Origin of the sequence: Congregibacter sp. (genome assembly GCF_045107095.1) — a bacterium.
In the GTDB taxonomy this organism is placed as follows: Bacteria; Pseudomonadota; Gammaproteobacteria; order Pseudomonadales; family Halieaceae; genus Congregibacter.
The window spans coordinates 1-17,385 of record NZ_JBGCFU010000033.1 but is presented as its reverse complement, the minus strand read 5'-3'; the positions used below and the strand labels follow the sequence as shown (position 1 = coordinate 17,385).

Below are 17,385 nucleotides of genomic sequence, written 5' to 3'. Positions count from 1 at the left end.
CCATGCTAGAGACGTCGCAGATATCAGGCGCGATGATAGGGGTGTCCAATGGTGATTGTCCAAGCGCGATACAACTGTTCAGCTAAAACTACTCTCACCAAGGGGTGCGGAAGGGTCAAAGGGCCTAGGGACCAACGCTGACGTGCAGCGGCAAAACAAGCATCAGACAAGCCGTCTGGACCGCCTATCAGGAGACTCAAGTCCTGTCCTTGCATCATCCACTGCTCAAGCTGTTTTGCCAGTTCTTCGGTGGTCCAGGGCTTCCCCCGACCGTCCAGAGCTACGCAATGATCCGAGGTGCTGACGCCTTTTAGCATCGCCACCCCTTCGCGCTCCTTTAACTGCTCGGCATTGGAGTTAGTGCCGCGCGCGGCAAGCGGTACATCGCGCCATTGCAGTTTGAGTTCTCGGGGGAGGCGTTTTTCGTATTCACCGACGGCTGTGTCGACCCAGCGCGGCATCTTGCCTGCCACCGAGTGGACATTAACGCGCATCAGTCGGAGTCGCTGTCCGAACTGTCGCCACCCCAAACTTTGTTGTTATCGCTGTCGCCGTTGTCATCGGCAGCAGCGGCACTGTGCACCCAAAGTCGTTCCAAATCATAGAAATCACGCGTCGCCGGCTGCATAACGTGCACGACGACATCGCCCAGATCCACGAGCACCCACTCTCCAGCGTCTTCGCCTTCCACGCCCATGGGCATATGCCCGGCAGCCTTGGCCATGCGGGACACGTTATCCGCGAGAGACTTCACGTGGCGGCTCGATGTTCCGCTGCAGATAACAAGGTAATCCATGACGTTGCTGAGCTCACGTACATCAAGGGTTACCGGGTTAACGCCTTTAAGGTCTTCCAAGGCTTCCGCCACCAGGCCCATGATCTCCTGTGTGGAGAGCGCTGTGGATTTATCTGTTGCTTTGTCTTTAGGGGTGATAGCCCGTTACTCCTGCTTTGCGTAGAGACCACGCTCGGCGATGTATGCAAGCACGCTCTCGGGAAGGAGATAGCGTGCGGAAAGCCCTGATTGTAACAGGGCGCGAATGTTTGTGGCCGAGATATCCTGCGGACGCAGTGTCTGTGTAACCAAGCTTCCCGCCGGCTCGCGAACAAGATCTTCTGCAGCGCCTGCGTGGTCCCGCATAAGCGATCCGAGAATCCCCTGGTCGGGAAAAATCCAACCGGGTCTCGCCATAATCACCAGATGCGCCAGGCTCAAAAGTTCCTCCCAACGGTGCCAGCCAGGTAAGCCTAGAAGTGCGTCACAGCCCATGATCAGACAGATGCCCCGCTCATCGCCCAACTCCTGTCTGAGCTCTTCGAGACTCGCAACGGTATAGGATGGACCCTCACGATCAAGCTCCCGTCGATCACAAACAAAACGCGATTCGCCCGCTATTGCGCGCTCCACCATGGCCGCGCGATCTTCGGCACTGACCTGCGGCGATGCTCGATGGGGGGGCTCGCTCGCCGGCATGAAACGCAATTGCGCTAGCGGCAAAGCCTCGAGTAATTCCAGGGCCGAGCGCAAATGGCCAAAGTGGATGGGATTGAATGTTCCGCCAAACACCCCGACCGCGCCACCGCGCTCCGGATAGGTCAACGTCTCCCCGGATACTTCACTCAACGGCGAATCTGTCCTTCGCCTAAGACGACATACTTTTCCGAAGTAAGCCCCTCAAGTCCCACGGGGCCTCGAGCGTGCAGCTTATCGGTAGAGATACCAATCTCTGCACCCAAACCGTATTCAAAACCATCAGCGAAGCGTGTCGATGCATTGACCATGACGGATGCGGAATCTACTTCGCGAAGAAACCGCTGCGAACGCAGATAATCGGACGTCACAATCGCTTCGGTGTGGCCCGAACCGTAGCGAGCAATATGCTCCATCGCCGCATCGATATCATCGACAACACGGATCGACAGGATAGGACCCAGATACTCCGTTACCCAATCGTCCTCACTAGCGGGCGTCGCATCGGGAAGAAAGGCCAGGGTACGTTCACAGCCACGTAGCTCAACGGACGCCTTAGCGTAGGCCTCCGCCAGACGCGGGAGTAGTGAGGCAGCCTCCTGTTGATGCACCAACAAGGTCTCCATGGTGTTACAGGTGCCATAACGATGAGTCTTGGCGTTGACTGCAATGGCCAGAGCCATCTCCGCATCCGCGCCAGCGTCTACGTATACATGACAAACGCCGTCGAGATGCTTTATCACTGGAACGCGAGCTTCCTTGCTTATGCGCTCGACGAGACTCTTTCCTCCGCGGGGAATAACCACATCAATCAAACCCTCAAGGCCCAGAAGCGCTCCCACGGCCGCGCGATCGCGAGTCTGTACGAGCTGCACTGATGTGCCATCCAAACCCGCCGACAGCAGACCATCGGACATAGCGGCCGCAATCACGGCGTTAGAATGCAGCGCCTCGGAACCGCCGCGAAGAATCGCCGCATTGCCCGATTTGACGCACAGACTCGCTGCATCCGCCGTCACATTGGGCCGAGACTCATAAATGATGCCGATAACGCCAAGGGGAACGCGCATTTTGCCTACCCGAATACCTGAGGGGCGCGTACGCATGTCGCGAATCTCACCCACAGGATCCGGTAATGCAGCGACCTGCCGCAGACCATCCAGCATTGCGTCGATGCGATCATCGGTAAGTTCCAGGCGATCCAATAAGGCTGAATCCAAATCTGCCTCTCGCGCGCGCTGCATATCCTTCGCGTTCGCCTCGCGCAACGCTTCCCGGCGCTCGTCAAGAAAAGCAGCAGCTGCGTACAGAGCTTGATTTCGGGCATCGCTCGCAGAGGCGACGAGCTTTCGCGCCGCGACACGGGCGCTAAGGGCCATATCGCGCACTTCAGTGCTCACATCTGCAGGGGTCACGGCATTCATGACGTTTGTCTCAATAAAAGTACCGACGAATTATACCCGAGCTCAGGACACAAGAATGGCTTGCAAACACTATTGACAACTATTCTCATTTGGAATACGTTACGGCTTCCAGTCATATCAAGAGCAGGAAAAGCATGTACGTTTGCATCTGCAATGGCATCACTGACAAGCAGATTCGTTCAGCCGTGGCCGGCGGCGCCAACACCTTGCAGTCTCTCAGAGACGAGCTTGGCGTAGCGAGTCAATGCGGAAGCTGTACTGACCACGCCCTCAGTCTTCTCCAGGATAACGCTAGCCCGCCACCCATCAGCGATGGTCTCTTCTATTCCGCTGCGTCACCCGCTTAACGACCCGCATCAAACCCATTTGCTGATCTGTGTTGGCTACGTATTCTTGATTCGGAATGCGTGTCATTTGTGTTATCGACAATTTAGCTGGTAGCCGCTCTTAACAAGACGCTACAATTTCTCCGTTGGTTACATGCCGACTTTAAGCGGCGCTTAAAGGCGTGTCAGCAGATAGCAAGAAATCGCCGCTTCAGAATCCTGGTGTTGCAACAGGTTTTAAGGCAGTAGCGAAAACAGTGACTAAACCATTACTACACGATTCACGACATCATTCAGAGAGTGAAAAAGGAGCCCCCCACAGTGAAAGGTGACCCTACAGTCATAGAGCATTTAAACCGCATCCTCGGCAACGAACTTGTGGCGATTAACCAGTATTTTCTTCACGCTCGAATGTACAAGGACTGGGGCCTTGTGGAGCTTGCAGACCACGAGTATCACGAGTCCATCGACGAAATGAAGCACGCCGACCAGCTAGTGGAGCGCATTTTGTTTTTGGAGGGACTCCCTAATCTGCAGGATCTTGGCAGATTAATGATCGGGGAAAACACCCAGGAAATGATGGAGTGCGACCTCAAGCTCGAGCACATCGCCCATAAAGATCTAAAGGATGCAGCCGCGTATTGCGAGAGTGTTGGGGACTACGTCTCCCGGGACTTGGTAGTAAGCATTCTCAATGCAGAAGAAGAACACGTCGATTGGCTGGAGACCCAGCTAAGTCTCATCGATAAGGTGGGTATACAAAACTATCTGCAAACGGCAATGAACACCGTCAAGCCCGTCGCCTGAAGGCAAACTATTTGCAGGGCCCAAGGGGCCCTGCAATTTGCAAATATCAGGCTGCTTCGGCCGCCTCACGTACCAAAGGCTCAAGCTCACCCTTTTCGTGCATTTCGGTGACGATGTCACAACCACCAATCAGCTCGCCTTTTACCCAGAGCTGAGGGAACGTCGGCCAATTCGCATAAGTGGGCAGGTTTGAACGAATCTCCGGATTGCTGAGAATGTCTACGTAAGCAAAACGCTGACCACAGGCCATGAGAGCCTGCACAACCCGCGCAGAAAAACCGCACTGCGGCTGATTCGGCGACCCCTTCATGTAAAGCAGAACCTGATTCTGCTCAACCTGTTCCTTGATTTGCTCCATTACGTCCATGCTGTCGATCCTTTAAGTTGTCTCAATAGCAGAGCATTTTACTTCTTTTAGTATAGCCAGTGCCACGGCGTACCCATACTCCAAAAATTGTCAGGCCAGAAAAGAATAGCTATAGTTTTGCTGTGGCTGCGTCAGAGCGGCCATTTTTGCTTTTTGGGACTCGCGAATTTTCCAGCACAGCTGCGAGACCCACCGAACTGCCAACCGACCCTAACCTGGACAATGCCATGTCGGCTTTGATGAGTACCTATTCCCCGCTTCCCGTGAGCTTTTCTCACGGCCGGGGCGCCGAGTTGTTCGATAGCGAAGGAAGGAGCTTTCTCGACGGGCTGTCGGGCATTGCTGTCACCAATCTGGGACACGCGCATCCTCGTGTCACCGCTGCGATTACAGAGCAAGCGTCCTCGCTGCTGCACTGCTCCAATATCTATCAAATCGATCTACAGGAACGCGTGGGCGAAGCGCTCACGCGTCGTGCAGGTATGGAGCGAGTATTCTTTAGTAACTCCGGCGCCGAGGCCAACGAAGCCGCAATTAAGTTGGCGCGCTTACATGCTCATCAAAAAGGCATCGAACGCCCGCAGATAGTTGTTTTAGAGGGCGCCTTTCACGGCCGCACGCTCGCCACCCTGTCGGCCACAGGCAATGAAAAAATACAGACAGGCTTCGGCCCCCTGGTAAGCGGCTTTTTGCGCGCGCCTCGCAACGACCTCCATGCCCTGCAAGCACTCGCGCACAACCATGGCGACATCGCTGCGTTGATGCTCGAACCGGTGCAGGGTGAAAGTGGCATACACCCCCTGGATCTGGACTACCTCAACGCAGCTGCAAAGCTCTGCAAAGAGCAAGGTTGGCTGCTGATATTCGACGAGGTTCAGTCCGGTAACGGTCGCACGGGCAGTTACTTTTACCACCAACAGATTGACATCGCGCCTGACATAGTTAGCACCGCGAAAGCGCTGGGCAACGGAATGCCGATTGGTGCGTGCCTGGCACGGGGCGAGGCGGCACATACCTTCGCGCCGGGGCACCATGGCTCTACCTACGGAGGCAACCCGCTAGCCTGTGCTGCTGCAGGTGCTGTACTGCAGGCCCTGGAGGAAGAGCAGCTGCAGGAGCGCGCCCAACCGCTGGGCGAGCTCATCGAGACAAGCTTCAGACAAGCCCTAAATCATGATGACGCCGTAGCTCAATACCGCCGCGCGGGATTGATGATTGGTATAGAACTACAGCGTGACTGCGCCGAATTAGTAGCATTGGCCCTCGATGCGGGTCTACTCATCAATGTCACTGCCGGACGAACAATCAGACTTCTACCACCGCTGGTAATGAGCAACGAACAGGGGCATCAGCTGGGCGAAACGCTCGCCGGTGTCGTTGACAACTGGCTAACTAACAAACCAAGCAAAGAAGGTGTCGCGTGAGCAATCAGCATTTCCTAACTCTTCTGGATTTATCGCCGAAGGAACTCGACGCCCTCATCGATCGAGCAATAGCGCTCAAAACGGCACACCGAGCCGGCGAACCCTCACCGCAATTCTCAGGCAGCGTGATGGCGATGATCTTTGCCAAGTCATCGACGCGAACTCGCGTGTCTTTTGAGGCGGGAATGGCGCAGATGGGTGGCCACGCGATGTTTCTTTCGCCCAGTGATACACAGCTAGGTCGCGGAGAGCCCATCGAAGATAGCGCACGGGTAATCTCCTCCATGGTGGATATCGTGATGATTCGCACCTTTGGACACGACATAGTGGAGCGCTTTGCCGCCAACTCCAGCGTGCCGGTCATCAATGCACTCACGGATGACTTTCATCCCTGCCAATTATTGGCGGATATGCAGACGTACCGAGAACATCGCGGTTCGATTCAGGGCAAAACGGTTTGCTGGCTCGGTGACGGCAACAACATGTGCCATTCCTACATCAACGCCGCGCGGCAATTCGACTTTAAACTCCATATTGCCTGCCCTGAGGGTTTCGAGCCCCAAGAAGAGCTGCTCCGTGACAACAGCGACCGGGTTACCGTCTTTCATGAACCGCTCGGTGCTGTGGCAGGCGCGTCCTTGCTAGTCACTGACGTATGGGCGTCGATGGGTCAAGAAGAAGAACAGGCGCGTCGCGAGGCGGCTATGGCCCCGTTTCAGTTAAACGCTGAACTTCTGAGTAAAGCTGCGCCCGACGCTCTCTATATGCACTGTCTTCCGGCCCATCGAGGGGAAGAGATCAGCGCCGAATTGATGGACGCGACGGGAACGGTAATCTGGGAGGAAGCAGAAAACCGCCTGCACGCCCAGAAAGCGCTAATCGAACACCTACTGACGAACAAATAGGCGCGGCGAGAGTCGACAAATAACCAGTGCGCATAGCCAAAGCACGGCTTATAAGAAATCGGTCCAAAGCCCCCATCGGACAAAATACACCAGGCAATCCCCCAGATTTTGATAGTTATTTGGCCTCTGGGGTTAGTAAGCACAGACATCAGCGGCAACTAACAAGTTATCCACAAGATAAACTCAGGCTAATACGCTTGCTTTCCCCCCAAGACCGCTTTATCTTGTAGCCATTCGGCACGACAAACCCAATATCTAGCGTTTCAGGTCAGACCGTGATTCCAAAAGCGATTCGACAAGCGATTCGAAAACGGTCCGCAGCTTGAGCAGAAAGGACGCCAAGCTTGCTCAGTCAACGCATTGGGATAAAACGAGTGAAGAACGAGCACCGATAAAAGCCAGAATCGTCTCCGAAAAAGAGCATAAAAACCTGGAACGTGGTCTGAAAAACATTAAAAACGAGATAAATGGCGCAGCGATGCTTCCTCAAAGCTTGCTTCGTCAAGGAAAAGTATTTCCCTAAAAAAGAACCCATTGTCACCAAAAAGCCACCTAAATACCGGAAACGTCCGATTTGTGGCAGTCGATGTGAAGAAGTTTTGAAGAAACGCGAACAGCAGAGAAATTAGAAACGAGCTGAGAAGCAAAAAAAAAGACCAATTGATAAGAAGACGAATTAGTAAAAAGCGTCAAAGAACGTAAAACAACAAACCAAAAAGCGTTAACCCAATGGGTGTTAGCCGAGTTTATAGGAGTGAACACGAGTGACCATGCATACCAGCCAGGGCGGGGAAGCAACTCTCACAGAGAACGTAACTGATACTGCATCGGCCCAACAGGCAGTCAATGCCGCCGGCGCAAGCACTGCGGAAGTCACCGCAACGGCACCAGGCCAACTACGCGTCATCAAGCGTAATGGCACGGTAGTACCGTTTGAGGCCAGTAAAATTTCTGTGGCAATCACCAAAGCGTTCCTAGCCGTCGAGGGTGGAACCGCGGCAGCGTCCAGCAGAATCCACGAAACAGTGGCCAAGCTCACTGAAATGGTGACCGCAACATTCAAGCGGCGCATGCCTTCCGGCGGCACAATCCACATCGAGGATGTACAAGACCAGGTCGAACTGTCACTCATGCGCGCCGGAGAGCACAAAATTGCTCGGGACTATGTGATCTACCGCGAGCAGCAGGCAACCAAGCGCGCCGCTCGCCAATCTCTCTCAGCAGAGACTCAGGAAGCCGCAGATCGCATCAACGTTGTACAGGCCGACGGCAGTAAGGCGCCACTGGACCTTGAACGCCTGCACATCGTAGTCAGTGAAGCCTGCGCTGGACTCGACGATGTTTCTGAAACACGAATCCTTGATGAAGCCCTGCGCAACCTCTATGACGGGGTCAGCATGCAGGAGCTCTCTACCTCACTGGTGATTACGGCACGAACCCTGATCGAGCAAGAGCCCAACTACACCTACGCGTCAGCTCGGCTACTGTGCGACAACCTGCGGACCGAGGCTTTGACCTTTCTCGGCGTGGCGGACAGCGCCACCCAAGGCGACATGGATCGCCTGTATGGGCAGGCACTGACAGCCTACATCGCGCGCGGTGTAGAGCTCGAGTTACTCGACCCGACACTGGCTGACTACGACCTTGAGCGTATGGGCGCCGCTATTCTTCCTGAGCGGGATCTGCAATTCACCTACCTGGGCCTGCAAACACTGTATGACCGCTACTTCATCCACAGCGATGAAGTGCGTTTTGAACTACCGCAGATATTCTTCATGCGCGTAGCCATGGGTCTCGCCGTAGAAGAAGACGATCGCGAGGCACGGGCGATAGAGTTCTACCGACTGCTCTCCTCCTTCGACTATATGAGCTCTACACCCACGCTGTTTAATGCCGGCACACTGCGCCCTCAGCTGTCCTCCTGCTACCTCACCACCGTGCCCGACGATCTTCACGGCATCTATGGCGCAATTCAGGACAACGCCATGCTCTCCAAGTTTGCTGGCGGGCTGGGTAATGACTGGACGCCTGTCCGCGCGCTGGGCTCCTACATTAAAGGTACCAACGGCAAGTCGCAGGGTGTCGTTCCTTTCCTCAAGGTTGTGAACGATACGGCGGTAGCCGTTAATCAGGGCGGCAAGCGTAAGGGAGCGGTCTGCTCCTACCTTGAAACCTGGCACATGGATATCGAGGAGTTTGTCGAGCTGCGTAAGAACACCGGCGACGATCGACGACGTACTCACGACATGAACACCGCCAACTGGATCCCCGATCTGTTTATGAAGCGAGTGTTTGACGATGGTGATTGGACTCTCTTCTCACCCAACGACGTTCCCGATCTCCACGACCTCTACGGCAAGGCCTTCGAAGAGCGTTACAGCGCTTACGAAGCGATGGCGGCCAGCGGTGACCTCAAGTACTTCAAGACCGTGAAAGCACAAAACCTGTGGCGCAAGATGCTCGGCATGTTGTTCGAGACGGGCCACCCCTGGATGACTTTCAAAGATCCTTGCAACCTCCGCAGCCCCCAGCAACACGCCGGTGTAGTGCACTCTTCCAACCTGTGTACAGAGATCACTCTCAACACAAATGCTGATGAGATCGCCGTATGTAACCTGGGTTCGGTCAACCTGCCACAGCACGTTGATGAAAATGGCTTGAACCTGGAGAAGCTGGCAGAGACCGTACGTACCGCTGTTCGCATGCTCGATAACGTGATCGATATTAACTACTACTCGGTGGATACCGCGCGGAATTCCAATTTCCGTCACCGCCCAGTTGGTCTAGGTCTCATGGGTTTTCAGGACGCGCTGTACAAGCAACATATAGCTTACGGCTCAGATGATGCCGTTACCTTCGCAGACCTTTCCATGGAAGCGATTAGCTACTACGCCATCGATGCTTCCAGCAAGCTGGCCGAGGAACGTGGTGCTTACTCAAGCTACGAGGGCTCACTGTGGAGCCAGGGCATCTTGCCTATCGACTCTTTGAGCAAGCTCGTCGAAGAGCGCGGCAGCGACTACATCAAAGTAGACGATTCCATGACCCTGGATTGGGCCACATTACGCGACGCCGTAAAAACTCGAGGTATGCGTAACTCCAATGTGATGGCAATCGCTCCGACAGCGACTATCGCCAACATTACTGGCGTGTCGCAGTCCATTGAGCCGACCTATCAAAACCTCTACGTGAAGTCGAACCTCTCGGGTGAGTTCACCGTGGTCAACCCCTACCTCGTTAACGACCTGAAAGCCCGCGGCTTGTGGGACAGCGTGATGGTTAATGATCTCAAGTATTACGACGGTAGCGTGCAGTCTATTGAGCGAATCCCCGCTGACTTGCGCGCCATCTACTCGAATGCGTTTGAGGTAGAGCCCAAGTGGATCGTTGAGTGCGCAAGCCGCCGTCAGAAGTGGATTGATCAGGCACAGTCACTGAACCTGTACATCAACAATGCGAGCGGCAAGAAGCTGGATATCACTTATCGCATGGCCTGGTACAGCGGTCTCAAGACGACATACTACCTCCGCTCTTTGGCAGCCACGGGAACGGAGAAGTCGACCATCGATACAGGGCAACTCAACGCCGTATCTTCCAGCGCCGAGCCAACACCTGCACCGGTACCACTGGCCTGCTCACTGGATGATCCGGACTGCGAGGCCTGCCAGTAAACACAGGAGCGCGCCGAGAAGCCGCATCCGTTAATAAAAGAAGAGCCGTGGTCGCTGTGGGGGCGACCAACTAACGGTTTCAAACCTGTAAAAACAGAGAAAGCATAGAAAGAATAGGGAGTGACAACATGTTGAATTGGGACGATTACCACGCAGAAGATGGTGGCAACATAAGCACACCAGAGCCTGCTATGGCTGAGGCAGCTGCCGCCAATCTAGCGGAAATCGCAGCCTCCGAGGTCGCTGAAGCAAGCGAGGCGGTAGCACAAAGCGAAGCACCAGCGGTAGAAGCGGCAACGGAAGCCGCAACCACCACGGCGGCGAGCACAAGCTCGGCAGCGACCGAAGAAGTAGCACCCGAAGTTAAGGCGAACATCGATGCGGCGGCGGAAAGCCTGCGTAATCTCGATGTTGCGCCTGGCCTCGAAGAACTCGAAATGGGCGCCGCACGCGTGTCTATCGACGAAAAGGCCATGATCAACTGTCGCGCAGATCTCAACCAGTTGGTGCCGTTCAAGTACGACTGGGCGTGGCAAAAGTACATCGATGGCTGCGCGAACCATTGGATGCCCCAAGAGGTCAACATGACCGCGGACGTCGCCACCTGGAAGAACCCCGAAGGCCTTACCGATGATGAGCGCCGCATCGTAGAGCGTAGCCTCGGCTACTTCTCAACAGCTGACTCCCTAGTGGCCAACAACCTGGTCCTCGCTGTCTATCGCCTGATCACCAATCCGGAGTGCCGGCAGTACCTATTGCGACAGGCTTTCGAAGAAGCCATTCACACTCACGCCTACCAGTACTGCATTGAGTCACTGGGCATGGACGAAGGTGAAGTCTTCAATATGTATCGTGAAGTGCCTTCGGTCGCTAAGAAAGCGGCCTGGAGCATCAGCCATACTCATGAGATTTCGGACCCTAACTTCCGCACAGGAACCCATGAGTCTGACCAAACGCTGCTGCGCAATCTCATCGGCTTCTATGCGGTAACCGAAGGCATCTTCTTCTACTGCGGCTTCACTCAGATCCTCTCTATGGGCCGACGCAACAAGATGACCGGTGTAGCGGAGCAGTTTCAGTACATCCTCCGTGATGAGTCCATGCACCTGAACTTTGGTATCGATGTCATCAATCAGATCAAGCTTGAGAACCCACACCTTTGGACCGAAGAGTTCAAGCAGGAAGCTATTCAGATGATTCTGGAAGGCACCCAGCTTGAGATCGAGTACGCCAGAGACACCATGCCTCGCGGCGTTCTGGGTATGAACGCGGCCATGATGGAAGAGTATCTCCAGTTCATCGCCAATCGTCGCCTCTCACAGATCGGACTGCCTGAGCAATTCCCTGGCGTACAGAACCCCTTTCCGTGGATGAGCGAGATTATGGACCTGCGAAAGGAGAAGAATTTCTTTGAGACACGTGTGATTGAGTATCAAACGGGTGGCGCACTTTCCTGGGATTGAGCGCTCACTTGAGATTGAGTACCAACACGGCTGCCGGTGACGGTGTTCCGGCAGCCTCTTTGAAGCATTCCAGCAGTTCTCTGCGAGGCATGGCATGAACGACAAAGAGTTCGATCAAAAGCAAGAACCCGAGCAAGAACCGGAGCAAAACGATAACGAGACCATTCTTATGGCTCTTGATCAGATCAGTCAGACCATCGACGTGATGACCAGCGTCGTAGGCAGGCTCCGTCACTTTGTTCAGGAACAGGAAGTCACCGAGGACATGGAAGTTCGTGACGCCATGCGCCCCGGAAGAACGCTGCACTAGCACTCTTTTCGAGTGCTCTTTATAAGAGAGCCTCGCGACAAGTGCTCGTCGCATACAATGAGAGTGGGGGCAAACCCCTCCATGAAAGAACACTGTCCCCCTCGTATAAGTAACCCATATTTATAACAACGAACACAGGCCGGGCGTCCAATGACAAATATGACAGCCCGGGACGACCCACCCAACACAGCTCTCCCCTACCCTACCTACGCAGGCCACCGCCGAAGACTAAGCCTCACATTACTGGTGATGGCAAACATGCTCCCGCTACTCGGCGTGATCTTATTTGACTGGGACGTAGGGGCTCTCATCATTCTGTACTGGTCCGAAAACCTGGTTCTTGGCGCCTACAACATCCTCAAAATGGCTACCGTAGGCGGCCTAAGCGCCGTGTTTCCCTCCATGTTTTTCTCCATACACTATGGCGGCTTTTGCGCTGTGCACGGTTTCTTCATCCTAAGCCTTCTCTTCGATGCCCCTGCGTCCTTTGGCGACGATCCACCCTGGCCCTTGTTTCTTGTGTTCCTGCAGCTACTGTTTGATGTCATTGAGCAGGTATTTTCCCTCGCGCCCCGGGAGTGGATCATTGCCTTTATAGGCCTGTTTATTAGTCACGGATATTCCTACGTCAGTAATTTTTTGATCGCCGGAGAGCGGAAGTCGGCGACAGTTACAAGTCTGATGTCGGCACCTTACAAGCGCATAGTAATCCTCCACATAACAATCATTGCAGGGAGCTTCGCGATCCTGTCACTGGGGCAGCCGTTGTTTTTACTTATTGTTCTTGTCGGGCTAAAAACCGGTTTGGATGTTGCTCTACATGTTCGGGAGCATCAGCGGGCGAGGGGTAACTGAGCGCAGCAACTGGCTCATCATGGAACTTCCGCTAACATGTGAATAACGCCGTATTCCTCCTGCTATCAGACCTCATTGATAGAGTAATCGATGAACTAGAAACGCAACCCGAGAATAGGGGCTACGATTTCCTAAACAGGGCATCGGCACGCTTGGCAGCTATGAGGCAGAATCACCCCGCTTGATCCTCAGAAGATCGGAGACAATAGCGCACGCTTACGCTTTGGGTTGCGAATTCACCTTATCAGTGCAACACCCTGTTATTTTCACTAAAACGGGGAGTGTTGCGACATGCCTCGAAGGGTTCACCGAAAGCACAGCCATCGATCCGCTGGACAGGCCTGATCCTGGACTGGAGCTGGTGGCCAGGGCCAATCGTTTGTCTCTCCACGCCCGGATCATCTGTGAGGGGAGTCAAAAAGAAAAGCGTGAGTGCCTGTGTCGGTATATCTCCCGCCCTGCCGCAGTTTTTCACGCATGCACTCTACCTCCTAAACTCCGAGACGAGTTTGAGTCTCCGGCAATGACGCATATCGGCAAAACAGGCGATACAAGTACTACAGCGGCAACTTTACTGCGTTTTTTGAATCCCTCAATAGCCGGGCTACTCATATTCCTGGTCCCCCTACCCCTGGAGGACGGCCTCACTGTTCTTTTTAGTCTGTATTCACATTGGGTGAACCAACACCTTGGTTTCATGCTGGTCGAAGCAATCGTCTGCATCTCGGTCGTCGGAACGCTCCTAGCTCTCTATCACGCCACAACCAAACCTGTATGACGACAGACTCGGCCGATGCTCTTCGCCGTGGCAGAAACAGGGAATAGATACACTGGTGCACACCTGACCACAGCTAGGAATCGGGCAATACAAGCCTGTCACCTAGGAGTTCTTTACATAATATCTTTGTAGATAACGCCGTCTTTCATGATCAGAGACAGCTTGCTCTCATCAAGGATCAGATCGATGTTGTCCAGAGGGTTACCGTCCCACAGAAGGATGTCCGCGTAAGCATTCGGCCGAATAGTGCCGAGCTCATAAGTGGGGTATGGATCCAGCACATCAGACCACTTCAATACAATGCCCGCGTTGCCCGTCGACATTTTCAATGCTTGCGCAGCGGGATAGCCAACCATACTGGTACGGCAGGTGATGTCTTCCTTCATTCGAGGACCGAATGTAGGTGTAAACATATCGGACCCGCCAATCATGAACACATCGTGCTTGAGCATAAGCGCAGCAGCATTTTTGGCGCCTTTGCCTACGGCTACGCCTTTCAATTTCTGCTCGTGGGTAAAAAAGCCGGGCATGGAATCGTAGTCACCGAAGGTGGCAACGCTCATAAAACACTGGAAACTCCAAGCGATGTCCTGTTTCTTTTTGGCCATCTTTTTGACGATGTCTTCAGAAACCAGAAAACCGTGCTCAAAGGACCGCACCCCGGCATCCAAGGAGCGATTGTAAGAAGCGTCGGTATAAGCGTGAACCGCTACATAGGTGCCATACTCGCTCGCAATTTCAACCGCAGCTTCGACCTCATCCTGCGTTGCCGACAGAATTTCTAATGGATCATAGAGACTGGCAACGCCGCCGCCCGCCATGACTTTGGTGAAGTGCGCTCCGTTACGAAAGTTCCTGCGCGAGGCTTCGATGACTGACTCACGACCCTCGATGATGAAGGATTGCTCAACCATTGCGCCATAATCGAGATTCCGCTTGGTATCCGTTGGACCACCCCAGTCACCGTGTCCACCGGTAGGAGAAAGCACTCCCCCAGATGTATACAGGCGCGGCCCAACAAGCTGGCCACGTTGAATCAAGCGGGCCATGCCTCGGGAATTACCTGCAATATCCCGGGCAGTGGTAATGCCCCTCATCAACATATTATCCCGCAGCGCCTGTGCACCCATGGCGCCCGCTCCGCCAAAGTCATACTCATTAAAGCCGTTTGTTCCAGCCGTAGTCTCAAAGGTCACGTGTGTGTGCATATCGATGAGACCTGGCGTCAAGGTGCGGCCCCCGCCGTCAATCACCGTTGCGTCGGGCGCCGATATATTTTTCGCAACTTCGACAATGTGATTGCCCTCGATCAACACATCGGTGTTCATTGCGAGCTCGTCGGCAAAGCCATCGAACACGTTAACGTTCTTAAACAATGTCTGTGTTGCTGTGTCGTCCTGAGCACTAACCGACACTGCGCAGCTCAGCAGCGCGGTCTGTGCCAGCGAGAGGGCTAATTTAAGTTGAGATCGCATTGACTACTCCGTAGGTCAAACCCAAATGATTACTTCGAAAAATATTACTTTTGCGTCACAAGCTTATAACGGCGATGCACAGTTAGACACGATGACTTTGCACTTTTAGCGCCTGAGCGTGGTCGAAGGCGTCAAATTGCACACTCATCAAACACATTTGAACGCTTAAGCGCTGAGACGGTGTGACTGCCTGTATTCCTTGGGGGATTGCCCTGTCCACTTTTTAAACGCCCGGGAAAAAACAGTCGCATCAAGATAACCAACGGACTCAGCAATGTCTGCCACGCGCTCATCGGAGTCCGCTAGAAGCCCTTTGGCGACATCGGCACGCAATAAGGCAATTTGTCTGGAAATCGATGTGCCTTTACCTAGCAGGTCTTTCGACAGTCGCCGGCGGTTGTAGCCACAGAGTTTGGCGGCAACATCCGCACTAAGATCGGGCTTGTGAACATGCGGACGAAGAGCAATGCGCATTGCTTCGACCAAACTATCCGGCATAGCATCTACCGGCGCATCTGTTTCATTACTTTTAACACCGCTGAAGCTCAGTTGTTCAAACAACCAGGCCGAGGGAAAACTCATCTTGACACCCAGGCGATCGGCTTTTGCGAGACGTAGCCTTTCGGCTGTGCGCGGCACAGCGCTGGGATCACAAACATGGAACAGCACCTCGTGCGCGCTCCACTTGTCGCCCAAGGCGTTTTGTAAGATACGCGTCATCAAGCCGACATAAAAAGCGTCGCAATGACTTGGCGTGAACGCGGGCTCCATCGCACGGTCAAACCCAAAGGTCGTTCTAGCACTTCCCGTGTTGACGAAAAAATGCGTTGCAGACGAGTAATCGTGGGTGTTGACGACAGTGCGTGACAGAAGCTCACCCAAGGTAGTTGAGACAGACAGCGCGGCGGTCAATGGACTCCAGGCATCTGGCCTGGTCTTGGCACCCACCGCATACCCAAAACACGGGTCCTTGGACAAATCTCCGCAACGCTCTATCAGTTCATAAACTGTGAGCGGCGCGACGAACAAGTCTTCGCTTGCCGGTGTTCGCCCGGGCAACTCCATGGAACGCAGCGCCACAGAGGCATCAAGCCCCCTTCTGCGCATTTCCATCAAGAACGGGTTAACCGTATCGAGCCGGATCAGTGGCATACTTCCAGTCATTCGCTAGGTCTCGATAGTTTTAAGGATTTGAGGCTTGCCTTAACGGCGGAGCAAACTTATCAACAAAGTCGTGGTCATAGTTGACGATATTGCCATACTTGACACCAGTTGACGCCAAATATGTCAAGCTGGTGCACCTGAAGACGATTAAGCTGCCGCTCATTCAAGTACCTTGGAGTACGATCGCGTGAAACCATTCAATCAGCTGCACACAAACGCGATCTTTGTTGGGATTTTGACCGGGTTTTTGTCAGCCACAGCCACAGCCACAGCTAACGAGCAAAACACCCCGGCGTTCGGTGGACCAAACACTGTAGAGAATCAAACCGACACCGACTTTGGTGTGACTTTGGATACCTGGAAGCAAAATCTGAAAGATGATCATGGGTTCACTGTGAGCGTCGACTACACCTCAGTTGTTCTCACCGCTAATGAAACCCTGGGCGACAACGAAGGAGCAGGCGGCATTGCCCGCGCGTACGGCACCTTTGATTTGTTCGATGTAGACAATGGAACGCTTGTTTGGAAGTTCGAGCACCGGCACGCCTATGGCGACGTATCACCGTTCGATTTCTCTTTAGGTGAGCTTGGATATGTGGGCCTACAGGAAGCGCCTTTCAACGACAGCAATTTTCGCACGCAGAATCTGTACTGGCGCCAGCGTATGAACGATGGCCGCTCGGTACTGATCGCCGGTGTCCTGGACGCTACGGATTATGTTGATGCCTTTGCGCTGGCAAGTCCCTGGCTGCACTTTATGAATCTGGCGTTCAGCACGGGAAGTGCGGCAATCGGATTGCCTAGCGACGCGGCTGTCGGCGTCGCCTACGGCACGATGCTCGGAGACAACTTCTACCTTATCGGCGGCATCACTGATACCAACGGCGACCCGTCTCGGCCCTTCGACGGCTTCGAGAACTTCGTGAATGAGGGTGAGTACTTTAA

The 17,385-nt window shown here is 54.1% G+C and carries 17 protein-coding genes; 10 read left to right on the top strand and 7 right to left on the bottom strand.

From position 1 onward, the window contains the following. Window positions 1–23: 23 nt before the first annotated feature. The 4 genes from rlmH to AB8B76_RS05840 all read right to left on the bottom strand — a co-directional run bounded on the left by rlmH (window position 24) and on the right by AB8B76_RS05840 (window position 2,895). Window positions 24–494, bottom strand: coding sequence for a 23S rRNA (pseudouridine(1915)-N(3))-methyltransferase RlmH (rlmH, locus tag AB8B76_RS05855; protein WP_405271079.1), 471 nt, complete (start codon window positions 492–494; stop codon window positions 24–26). Next, entirely contained in the window at window positions 494–877 is a 384-nt protein-coding gene (gene rsfS / locus AB8B76_RS05850; protein ID WP_405271078.1) for a ribosome silencing factor, read from the bottom strand. The genes rlmH and rsfS overlap by 1 nt, the downstream gene beginning before the upstream one ends. A gap of 63 nt (window positions 878–940) precedes the next feature. Beyond that, entirely contained in the window at window positions 941–1,624 is a 684-nt protein-coding gene (gene nadD, locus AB8B76_RS05845) for a nicotinate-nucleotide adenylyltransferase (protein ID WP_405271077.1), read from the bottom strand. After that, entirely contained in the window at window positions 1,621–2,895 is a 1,275-nt protein-coding gene (locus AB8B76_RS05840) for a glutamate-5-semialdehyde dehydrogenase (RefSeq protein WP_405271076.1), read from the bottom strand. Before AB8B76_RS05840 ends, nadD begins: the two co-directional genes overlap by 4 nt. A gap of 134 nt (window positions 2,896–3,029) precedes the next feature. On the opposite strand from AB8B76_RS05840, the gene AB8B76_RS05835 reads away from it, so the two are divergent. Then, window positions 3,030–3,242, top strand: coding sequence for a bacterioferritin-associated ferredoxin (locus AB8B76_RS05835; RefSeq protein ID WP_405271075.1), 213 nt, complete (start codon window positions 3,030–3,032; stop codon window positions 3,240–3,242). A 300-nt stretch (window positions 3,243–3,542) separates the two neighbouring features. Beyond that, window positions 3,543–4,028 (top strand): bacterioferritin, encoded by a 486-nt coding sequence (gene bfr, locus AB8B76_RS05830; RefSeq protein ID WP_405271074.1) that lies wholly within the window; start codon window positions 3,543–3,545, stop codon window positions 4,026–4,028. Between the two features lie 46 nt (window positions 4,029–4,074). Here bfr and grxD read toward each other — a convergent pair whose 3' ends face one another. Continuing rightward, window positions 4,075–4,395 (bottom strand): Grx4 family monothiol glutaredoxin, encoded by a 321-nt coding sequence (gene grxD / locus AB8B76_RS05825; RefSeq protein ID WP_405271073.1) that lies wholly within the window; start codon window positions 4,393–4,395, stop codon window positions 4,075–4,077. 227 nt (window positions 4,396–4,622) lie between these two features. Between grxD and AB8B76_RS05820 the strand changes: the two genes are divergently transcribed. The 7 genes from AB8B76_RS05820 to AB8B76_RS05790 all read left to right on the top strand — a co-directional run bounded on the left by AB8B76_RS05820 (window position 4,623) and on the right by AB8B76_RS05790 (window position 13,023). Next, window positions 4,623–5,819: an aspartate aminotransferase family protein gene (locus tag AB8B76_RS05820; RefSeq protein ID WP_405271072.1), complete on the top strand. Its 1,197-nt coding sequence runs from the start codon at window positions 4,623–4,625 to the stop codon at window positions 5,817–5,819. Then, complete coding sequence (argF, locus tag AB8B76_RS05815; RefSeq protein ID WP_405271071.1) at window positions 5,816–6,724, top strand: ornithine carbamoyltransferase; 909 nt, start codon at window positions 5,816–5,818, stop codon at window positions 6,722–6,724. Before AB8B76_RS05820 ends, argF begins: the two co-directional genes overlap by 4 nt. A gap of 322 nt (window positions 6,725–7,046) precedes the next feature. Next, entirely contained in the window at window positions 7,047–7,247 is a 201-nt protein-coding gene (locus AB8B76_RS05810; protein ID WP_405271070.1) for a hypothetical protein, read from the top strand. Window positions 7,248–7,494: 247 nt separating this feature from the next. Then, entirely contained in the window at window positions 7,495–10,395 is a 2,901-nt protein-coding gene (locus tag AB8B76_RS05805; RefSeq protein ID WP_405271112.1) for a ribonucleoside-diphosphate reductase subunit alpha, read from the top strand. A 128-nt stretch (window positions 10,396–10,523) separates the two neighbouring features. After that, window positions 10,524–11,858, top strand: coding sequence for a ribonucleotide-diphosphate reductase subunit beta (locus AB8B76_RS05800; RefSeq protein ID WP_405271069.1), 1,335 nt, complete (start codon window positions 10,524–10,526; stop codon window positions 11,856–11,858). 94 nt (window positions 11,859–11,952) lie between these two features. Further along, window positions 11,953–12,168 (top strand): hypothetical protein, encoded by a 216-nt coding sequence (locus AB8B76_RS05795; RefSeq protein ID WP_405271068.1) that lies wholly within the window; start codon window positions 11,953–11,955, stop codon window positions 12,166–12,168. A gap of 150 nt (window positions 12,169–12,318) precedes the next feature. Then, on the top strand, window positions 12,319–13,023 hold the full coding sequence (locus AB8B76_RS05790; RefSeq protein WP_405271067.1) for a DUF6498-containing protein: 705 nt from the start codon (window positions 12,319–12,321) through the stop codon (window positions 13,021–13,023). Window positions 13,024–13,914: 891 nt separating this feature from the next. Here AB8B76_RS05790 and AB8B76_RS05785 read toward each other — a convergent pair. Continuing rightward, window positions 13,915–15,276 (bottom strand): amidohydrolase family protein, encoded by a 1,362-nt coding sequence (locus AB8B76_RS05785; RefSeq protein ID WP_405271066.1) that lies wholly within the window; start codon window positions 15,274–15,276, stop codon window positions 13,915–13,917. Between the two features lie 165 nt (window positions 15,277–15,441). After that, the gene (locus AB8B76_RS05780) at window positions 15,442–16,440 is read right to left on the bottom strand and encodes a helix-turn-helix domain-containing protein (RefSeq protein WP_405271065.1); all 999 of its coding nucleotides are present in this window, start codon (window positions 16,438–16,440) and stop codon (window positions 15,442–15,444) included. Between the two features lie 187 nt (window positions 16,441–16,627). Between AB8B76_RS05780 and AB8B76_RS05775 the strand changes: the two genes are divergently transcribed. Beyond that, window positions 16,628–17,385 (top strand): hypothetical protein (locus AB8B76_RS05775; protein WP_405271064.1); only part of this gene is annotated, 758 nt, incomplete at its 3' end.

Excerpts from the sequence above, each read along its gene's own strand:
- rlmH (WP_405271079.1), bottom strand. The coding sequence starts at position 494 with ATGCGCGTTAATGTCCACTCGGTGGCAGGCAAGATGCCGCGCTGGGTC.
- rsfS (WP_405271078.1), bottom strand. The coding sequence starts at position 877 with ATGGGCCTGGTGGCGGAAGCCTTGGAAGACCTTAAAGGCGTTAACCCG.
- AB8B76_RS05840 (WP_405271076.1), bottom strand. The coding sequence starts at position 2,895 with ATGAATGCCGTGACCCCTGCAGATGTGAGCACTGAAGTGCGCGATATG.
- AB8B76_RS05835 (WP_405271075.1), top strand. The coding sequence starts at position 3,030 with ATGTACGTTTGCATCTGCAATGGCATCACTGACAAGCAGATTCGTTCA.
- grxD (WP_405271073.1), bottom strand. The coding sequence starts at position 4,395 with ATGGACGTAATGGAGCAAATCAAGGAACAGGTTGAGCAGAATCAGGTT.
- AB8B76_RS05820 (WP_405271072.1), top strand. The coding sequence starts at position 4,623 with ATGTCGGCTTTGATGAGTACCTATTCCCCGCTTCCCGTGAGCTTTTCT.
- AB8B76_RS05805 (WP_405271112.1), top strand. The coding sequence starts at position 7,495 with ATGCATACCAGCCAGGGCGGGGAAGCAACTCTCACAGAGAACGTAACT.
- AB8B76_RS05800 (WP_405271069.1), top strand. The coding sequence starts at position 10,524 with ATGTTGAATTGGGACGATTACCACGCAGAAGATGGTGGCAACATAAGC.
- AB8B76_RS05795 (WP_405271068.1), top strand. The coding sequence starts at position 11,953 with ATGAACGACAAAGAGTTCGATCAAAAGCAAGAACCCGAGCAAGAACCG.
- AB8B76_RS05790 (WP_405271067.1), top strand. The coding sequence starts at position 12,319 with ATGACAAATATGACAGCCCGGGACGACCCACCCAACACAGCTCTCCCC.
- AB8B76_RS05785 (WP_405271066.1), bottom strand. The coding sequence starts at position 15,276 with ATGCGATCTCAACTTAAATTAGCCCTCTCGCTGGCACAGACCGCGCTG.
- AB8B76_RS05780 (WP_405271065.1), bottom strand. The coding sequence starts at position 16,440 with ATGACTGGAAGTATGCCACTGATCCGGCTCGATACGGTTAACCCGTTC.